This window comes from Haemophilus parahaemolyticus, from assembly GCF_018373095.1.
GTDB classification, from domain to species: Bacteria; Pseudomonadota; Gammaproteobacteria; order Enterobacterales; family Pasteurellaceae; genus Haemophilus_A; species Haemophilus_A parahaemolyticus_A.
Genome location: NZ_JAHAHT010000101.1, coordinates 1 through 6457 on the forward strand (window position 1 = coordinate 1; position 6457 = coordinate 6457).

The window sequence follows — 6457 nt, forward strand, 5'->3', positions numbered from 1 at the left end:
TAAAGGCAACAAGAGAAGAAAAGACTAGTGTCATTCCTAATAATAAGTAGGTATTACGTAGCACTTTATGTGTGCTAATCAGTGATTCAGCACGTGCGTCGCGATGGGCTAAACGGTTTTCCATAAGTTCTCCTTTAACTTGTTTGAAAAATGAAATATTTTCTCTTATCTATGGGCAAAGAACCATAAATTAAATGCAAATTATCTATAAATTATACGAAAGTCAATCGAAATCTACAGTGAAAATATGATACACTTTCGCTAATAAATTTTCCCAACCTGCAAACATAATGAAACTAAACTTTCCAACCTATCTAACCCTTTTCCGTGTGGCTTTAATTCCACTTTTTGTAGTTGTTTTTTATTTGCCAATCACATATTCCCCCGAAATCACAACATTCATCTTTTTTATTGCATCCATTACTGACTGGTTTGATGGCTATTTGGCAAGAAAATGGAACCAAACCACTCCACTTGGTGCATTTTTAGATCCTGTTGCGGATAAAGTTTTAGTCGCAGTTGCCTTTGTTTGCGTGGTGGAATATTACCACACCTGGTGGATTACCATCCCTATCTGCATTATGATTGCTCGTGAAATTATTGTTTCTGCTTTACGTGAATGGATGGCTGAACTAGGCAAACGCACTAGCGTTGCTGTTTCTATTTGGGGAAAAATTAAAACCACTGCACAAATGTTCGCTTTAGGTGGAATGCTCTGGCGACAAAGCGATTTAATGGAAACGCTTGCGTTTATTCTACTTTATATTGCAGCTGTATTAACAATTTGGTCGATGTTGCAATATCTGAAAGCCTCGAAAGGAAGTTTGTTGAAATCTTAATTTCTGTTTCTGATAGCTAGAAAATGTACATAAATAGACGAAATTGTTGCTAACTAAAAGTGGCTTAAGTCCTTATCTTACTGGAAGGAAGCCACTTTGAAAAATATAGATAGCAAAATATTATGCAATGATATGTTGCTCATATGCATCCAAAGTATTTTGCATCAACATTGCAACTGTCATTGGACCAACTCCACCAGGTACTGGGGTAATAAAGTCAGCACGTTTAGAAGCCGCAGCAAAATCAACATCGCCTTTTAGTTTGCCGTCTGTACCACGGTTAATGCCTACATCAATGACAATTGCACCTTCTTTTATCCATTCGCCAGGAATAAACTCAGGTTTACCTACGGCGACAACTAAGATGTCGGCTTGGCGAATATGGCTTTCTAAATCTTGCGTAAAGCGGTGAGTCACAGTAATGGTACAACCGCCTAGTAATAATTCTAATGCCATCGGACGACCTACAATATTAGATGCACCGACAATCACGGCGTGTTTGCCGTATAGGTTTACACTTGTGGTTTCAAGCAATTTCATTACACCATATGGAGTACAAGGGCGTAAAGTTGGAATGCGTTGGCACAAACGACCTATGTTGTAAGGATGAAAACCATCCACATCTTTATGCGGAGTAATTGCTTCGATCACTTTGGCTGAGTCAATCTGTTTTGGCAGAGGGAGTTGAACTAAGATGCCATCAATGGCGTCATTACGATTAAGTTCATCAATTAAAGAGAGTAGTTCAGATTCAGAAGTTGTTTCAGGTAAATCGTAAGATTTAGAAAAAATGCCAATTTCTTCACAACTACGACGTTTACTGCCAACATATACTTGGGAGGCAGGATCTGCACCTACTAATATTACAGCTAAACCTGGTGCTCGCTTGCCTTGGGCAATATGTCCTGCAATTTTGGTTGCAATGTTGGCTTTAATATTTCTAGATAATTCAGTACCGGAAATGATTTTGGCAGTCATAAACTCTCCTTGGATGAGATTGTAATGATACGAAAACGTTTGCTATTCTCGCAAAAAAAAGACCTTTTGATAAGTAAATTTTAATAAACGGATAAAACTCAAGCATTTAATAGAAAAATTTAGATTTTTATTTGACAAGATAAACCATCTCTTTATAATAGACATCAATTATCGGCGAGTAGCGCAGCTTGGTAGCGCAACTGGTTTGGGACCAGTGGGTCGTAGGTTCAAATCCTATCTCGCCGACCACTCTTTTTTAATTTCAGAAAATCCTTTTTTAAATAATTATCTTTAATAATGCGCCCTTAGCTCAGCTGGATAGAGCAACGCCCTTCTAAGGCGTGGGTCAAAGGTTCGAATCCTTTAGGGCGTGCCATTAAAAGTCTTATAAATCAATATGTTACCATTAAAAATGGTGTTTTCTTTCTATTTCTAGTTTATGATCGTGTCAAAATTGTGTCGTAAATTTTATGCTACCTGCGTGTGCCATTAAATGGTCTGCATTTAAGTGAGAGTATTTTTTACCATTTCTAATGTTTCCCTCTCTGATTATGTAGTAATTGAATCGTTTTGTCATTTAGGATTTAGTATTTCTGAACGTTCATTTAAAAATGTATGATGCTTTTTCTTCCAGTCATATATTTTTAAATAAAATTCATTTTTAGCACTTGTTTTTAATGTTTTAATAATACTTTTTAATTCTCTTCCTGCAGGTGATTGATGTTTTTTTCTTAATGCTCTCATTACTATCGAAATAAGATGAAATTGGCACATTTGAGTAGGTGTATTAAAAAGCTCTTTTAGCAATCCTCTACGTCCATCGCAGGTAATAGATTAAATTACATAGTCTTTTTCTCTTAGGCGATTGAGTACTTTCTTGTAATAAATATCTTTTTCTGTTTTAACAATTTGATGATAAACCACTTTTGTTGAACGGCTATCAATAAAGACCATTATGCCAAGATCTTGATGAAAAAATGTAGTATCAATGATAAGTTTAAAGATTAATTTTTAGGCGAGTTTAATGTGCTTTTTGCCCTTTTTAGCTTAAATTTTTTGATATGACAACATCAACAATGTTCGCCATTTGTTATTATTCTGTTCATCTTTTCCCATATTGGCAATATTAGGGAAACGTCCCCACTGCTCAAAACCGTGCTTAAACATTAAATTCTGGCTTACTTGGTTCATTTCAAAAACATACGCCATTAAGGTGTTAATCTGATAATTTAACATTTCGGCTTGCATAAATTCAATGATTTTTGAGCCGTAGCCCTTGCCTTTCGCATTTGCATCTAAGTAAATGCTAATCTCAGAAGTATGGACAAAAGCAGGACGCTCATAAAAGGGAGAAAAACTAAACCAACCTGCGATGCCTGTTTCATCTTCCACCGTCCAGATCGGATATTTCGTACTTGAAAGATGGAAATCAAACCACGCGCGGCGATTTTCTGTGTTGGTTAATTCAAGATCCGCTGTAATTTGATGGGTTGGGATGGCTTGGTTGTAAATATTTAAAATCGTTTGGAAATCAGCTTCTGTTGATTTTCTGATCTGCATTTTCTGTCCTTTTGCAAAATAGTTGAATTTTTTGACCGCTTATCATTAGCGTTGCCCCAACATATTGGGTAATACGACCATTACTTGAAAACCGCCTTCTGGACGATTGCGGAAATTTAATTCACCGTGCAGTTCAGCAGCTCGCTCGTTCATTATGGTGAGTCCGTAATGCCCTTCAGGTTCTAAAATAGTTTCAACGCCTTTGCCGTTGTCTTGGATAATCAAATAATGTTCGCCGTCTGCATTGGTATCTGCAATTACGTCAATTTCGGTTGCATCAGCGTGTTTAATCGCATTGATGACTGCTTCACGGGTAATTTGCAGCACGTGTACTTGCTCTTGGGCGTTAAACATCAGCGAAGGCAGTTTGCAATGTAAACGAATTTTAGCTGGCGTGCGAGCGCGTAAAGTATCCAGCATTCGTTCTAATGCACTGGTCAAATTGGATTCTTCAATGGTTAAGCGGAAAGTTGAAAGTAGCTCTCGTAATTGGCTATAGGCATCGTTCAACGCTTTTTCTAAATCATTTAAAATATCCGCTTGTTTTTGCCAATCTTGAGCTGTTTCGCCATTACGTTTGAGTAGGCTTAACTGGATTTTAAAAAAAGTGAGTGATTGCGCCAATGAGTCGTGTAATTCTCTAGCAATAATTGACCGCTCTTCCATAAGAATAAGCTGCTGTTGTTGCTTATGATTTTTTACGACATAAATACTTCGCCCAATCATTTCAGACACGCTTTGAAGTAAACGCTCATCAGGGCAAAGTAACGAAGGTTTCCAACGTAACATCGCAACTTTTTCATTTTCAATTGCAATTTCGTGTTGTTGCCAGTGGCTTGAAAGCAAATCTTGGTCAATCTTAACATTCCAATAATCTGCCCCATAAACTTCGATCGCAATGCCTTTAAGCTGTTCATTATCTAGTACAGTTTCCAACACTTGATGCAAAAGTGCTTTACTAATGGGTTTAGAAGTCAAAATTTGCGAGCAGTGATAAAGCACCATAATAGAACGGTTTACCGCAGTTAGGCGACGTGTCTTATCTGCCACTTTTTCTTCAAGTGAGTTATACAGTTTTTCCAATTCGCTTGCCATTTGGGTAAAGGTTTTTGACAATACACCCAGTTCATTTGGTTCATTAATTGCCAATTCAACGTGGTTAAAATCCTCTTTTTGAATTTGTTGGCTGGCAAGCAAAAGCTGATCAAGATGGCGAATAATACGGCGGCGAGTATACCACACACCATAATAGGCAAGAGCGATAATAAGCAGCATCGAAATCGCAATCACGCCAATCGCAATCATCAATTTCAGTTCAGCAAATTCCTGTAAGTTCTTCACAAAAGTATCGATCTCGTCGACATAATACTCAATATTACTGAGATATTGCTGTTTATCTTGTGTTTCGATATAGGTCGCCATTTGAGACCAATGTTCTTTGAGATTTTGATAACCTTGAGTTACCTTTTTAGGGGCACAGTCAGAATGCAATTCCTCATATAATGCATTCAGGCTAGCTTGATATTCTGCTAAACGTGAACTGCGAATTTCGGGGTGATACTCCATTTCGTGCAAAAAACGGTAACTTTGATAACGCAATGAACCTGCCACGTTAATCAACCGTGCATCTGCGTGATTGCTCCACATAATACCTAGAGAAATGCCGCTAATCAGCGTCGCAAAAGCAATGATGGTGAAGAAATAAAGCCCGATACGACGGGCAATGGAATTTTTAGGATTAACGACAAAAGTGTTCATCAGAGTATCGTGAGTTGATTAAAGTTGGAATAATTTAGTGAGTTCTTCGGAGATGCTATTTTCACTGTTCGAACCAATAGTTTTATCCGCTTTTTGCTGTACTTCTTTTTCAGAATCGCCCATTGCGATACCGAGTCCAACTAATTGCAACATAGAAATATCGTTAAAATTATCACCAAAAGCAACCACTTGAGCAGGATCAATACCTTCACGTTCAAGTAATTTTGCCAACATCGCTCCTTTGCTGTTACCCGCTGCAGTAATATCGGCACGGTCAACCCAAGACCATTCAGGGCTCACTTGATCAAGCGGTAGAGTATCAACAAACTTTTGCATTTTAGCTAAATCAGGATCGCTAATTAACACTTTCCAAACGGTTGTACCATTATCAATCTCTTTTTGGAATTTTTCCACTTGATGCACATCAGGACGCACGTTTTCAGGGCACGAGTCCACCCATTTTTGTAGCTTAACAAAATGCGGGTTAAGTGCTTCGTAGGTCATTGCATCACGGAAATAGACAGAAACGTGGATATCTTCTTCTTGAGCATTGTTAATCAGCATTGAAGCTAATTCAGGTGTGAGAGGATTGCTTTCCAACACATCATCTTTTTGGAAATCGTAGAGGTAAGTACCGTTACAACAAACTACAGGGGTATCTAAATTCATTTCAGCGTAGTAAGGACGAACCGCTGTGTGGTGGCGACCTGTTACAAAATAGACTTTTATACCTTTTTCTCTTGCTTTTTGAATAGCCTGTTTACTTGATTCCAAAATGGTTGCGTTTGGGGAGAGAAGAGTGCCGTCTAAATCAAAGGCAATGGCTTGATATTGCATAAAAGTTCCTTAAAAGTGTAAGAATAAGATATTAGGTTGAATTTAATACATTGTTTTATATTATTTAACGTTTGGATTGTCAAACTCAGTTCAATAAATTTTATAAATAAGCATGTTTTATCTCATAAACACCGACACTGATTCCAAATGCCCTGTATGCGGAAACATATCAATCATTGCCGATTTTGCTAATTTATAGCCGGCTTGAATCAGTTTTTCGGCATCTCGAACCAAAGTGGCTGGATTGCAAGAGACATAAACAATACGCTCAGGATTGAGTTCGCATAAGTGATCTAAGGCAAATAGTGCACCGTTGCGAGCAGGATCTAATAACACTTTATTGAACGGTTCTGTTACCCAAGGCTGATCGGCGAAGCGTTCATCTATGTTTGAGTCGAATAACTTGAAAAAATGGGATTACCGGGGAAATCTGCTAGATCCGTCAATGGACTGGGGATATATGTGCGAATGTCCGGATATAGTGG

At 37.9% G+C, this 6457-nt stretch carries 7 protein-coding genes, 2 tRNA genes and 2 pseudogenes; 4 read left to right on the forward strand and 7 right to left on the reverse strand.

The window, feature by feature from the left end; translation table 11 throughout:
• A pseudogene (locus KH943_RS08645) lies at nt 1–124 on the reverse strand (FtsH protease modulator YccA); the annotation flags it as partial.
• A 166-nt stretch (nt 125–290) separates the two neighbouring features.
• Between KH943_RS08645 and pgsA the strand changes: the two are divergent.
• A complete protein-coding gene (pgsA, locus tag KH943_RS08650) occupies nt 291–839 on the forward strand; it encodes a CDP-diacylglycerol--glycerol-3-phosphate 3-phosphatidyltransferase (RefSeq protein ID WP_304110036.1) in 549 nt (182 codons plus the stop codon).
• Between the two features lie 120 nt (nt 840–959).
• On the opposite strand, the gene folD is transcribed toward pgsA, so the two are convergent.
• Complete coding sequence (gene folD, locus KH943_RS08655; protein WP_304110040.1) at nt 960–1817, reverse strand: bifunctional methylenetetrahydrofolate dehydrogenase/methenyltetrahydrofolate cyclohydrolase FolD; 858 nt, start codon at nt 1815–1817, stop codon at nt 960–962.
• Between the two features lie 172 nt (nt 1818–1989).
• On the opposite strand from folD, the gene KH943_RS08660 reads away from it, so the two are divergent.
• Nucleotides 1990–2066, forward strand: a tRNA-Pro gene (locus KH943_RS08660).
• A gap of 50 nt (nt 2067–2116) precedes the next feature.
• A tRNA-Arg gene (locus KH943_RS08665) sits at nt 2117–2193 on the forward strand.
• A gap of 197 nt (nt 2194–2390) precedes the next feature.
• On the opposite strand, the gene KH943_RS08670 is transcribed toward KH943_RS08665, so the two are convergent.
• The 5 genes and pseudogenes from KH943_RS08670 to KH943_RS08690 all read right to left on the reverse strand — a co-directional run.
• The gene (locus KH943_RS08670; protein ID WP_304110041.1) at nt 2391–2624 is read right to left on the reverse strand and encodes a hypothetical protein; all 234 of its coding nucleotides are present in this window, start codon (nt 2622–2624) and stop codon (nt 2391–2393) included.
• Nucleotides 2625–2864: 240 nt separating this feature from the next.
• The gene (locus tag KH943_RS08675) at nt 2865–3377 is read right to left on the reverse strand and encodes a GNAT family N-acetyltransferase (protein ID WP_304110043.1); all 513 of its coding nucleotides are present in this window, start codon (nt 3375–3377) and stop codon (nt 2865–2867) included.
• A 45-nt stretch (nt 3378–3422) separates the two neighbouring features.
• The gene (gene narQ, locus KH943_RS08680) at nt 3423–5135 is read right to left on the reverse strand and encodes a nitrate/nitrite two-component system sensor histidine kinase NarQ (protein ID WP_304110045.1); all 1713 of its coding nucleotides are present in this window, start codon (nt 5133–5135) and stop codon (nt 3423–3425) included.
• A gap of 18 nt (nt 5136–5153) precedes the next feature.
• A complete protein-coding gene (locus KH943_RS08685) occupies nt 5154–5972 on the reverse strand; it encodes a pyridoxal phosphatase (RefSeq protein ID WP_304110046.1) in 819 nt (272 codons plus the stop codon).
• A 117-nt stretch (nt 5973–6089) separates the two neighbouring features.
• A pseudogene (locus KH943_RS08690) lies at nt 6090–6371 on the reverse strand (23S rRNA (uracil(1939)-C(5))-methyltransferase RlmD); the annotation flags it as partial.
• On the opposite strand from KH943_RS08690, the gene KH943_RS10170 reads away from it, so the two are divergent.
• A partial coding sequence (locus tag KH943_RS10170) for a hypothetical protein (RefSeq protein WP_368493502.1) occupies nt 6358–6457 on the forward strand: 100 nt, incomplete at its 3' end. The pseudogene KH943_RS08690 and the gene KH943_RS10170 overlap by 14 nt on opposite strands.

Coding starts and splice junctions, on each gene's coding strand:
- narQ (WP_304110045.1), bottom strand. CDS start 5,135: ATGAACACTTTTGTCGTTAATCCTAAAAATTCCATTGCCCGTCGTATC.
- KH943_RS08685 (WP_304110046.1), bottom strand. CDS start 5,972: ATGCAATATCAAGCCATTGCCTTTGATTTAGACGGCACTCTTCTCTCC.
- folD (WP_304110040.1), bottom strand. CDS start 1,817: ATGACTGCCAAAATCATTTCCGGTACTGAATTATCTAGAAATATTAAA.
- KH943_RS08675 (WP_304110043.1), bottom strand. CDS start 3,377: ATGCAGATCAGAAAATCAACAGAAGCTGATTTCCAAACGATTTTAAAT.
- pgsA (WP_304110036.1), top strand. CDS start 291: ATGAAACTAAACTTTCCAACCTATCTAACCCTTTTCCGTGTGGCTTTA.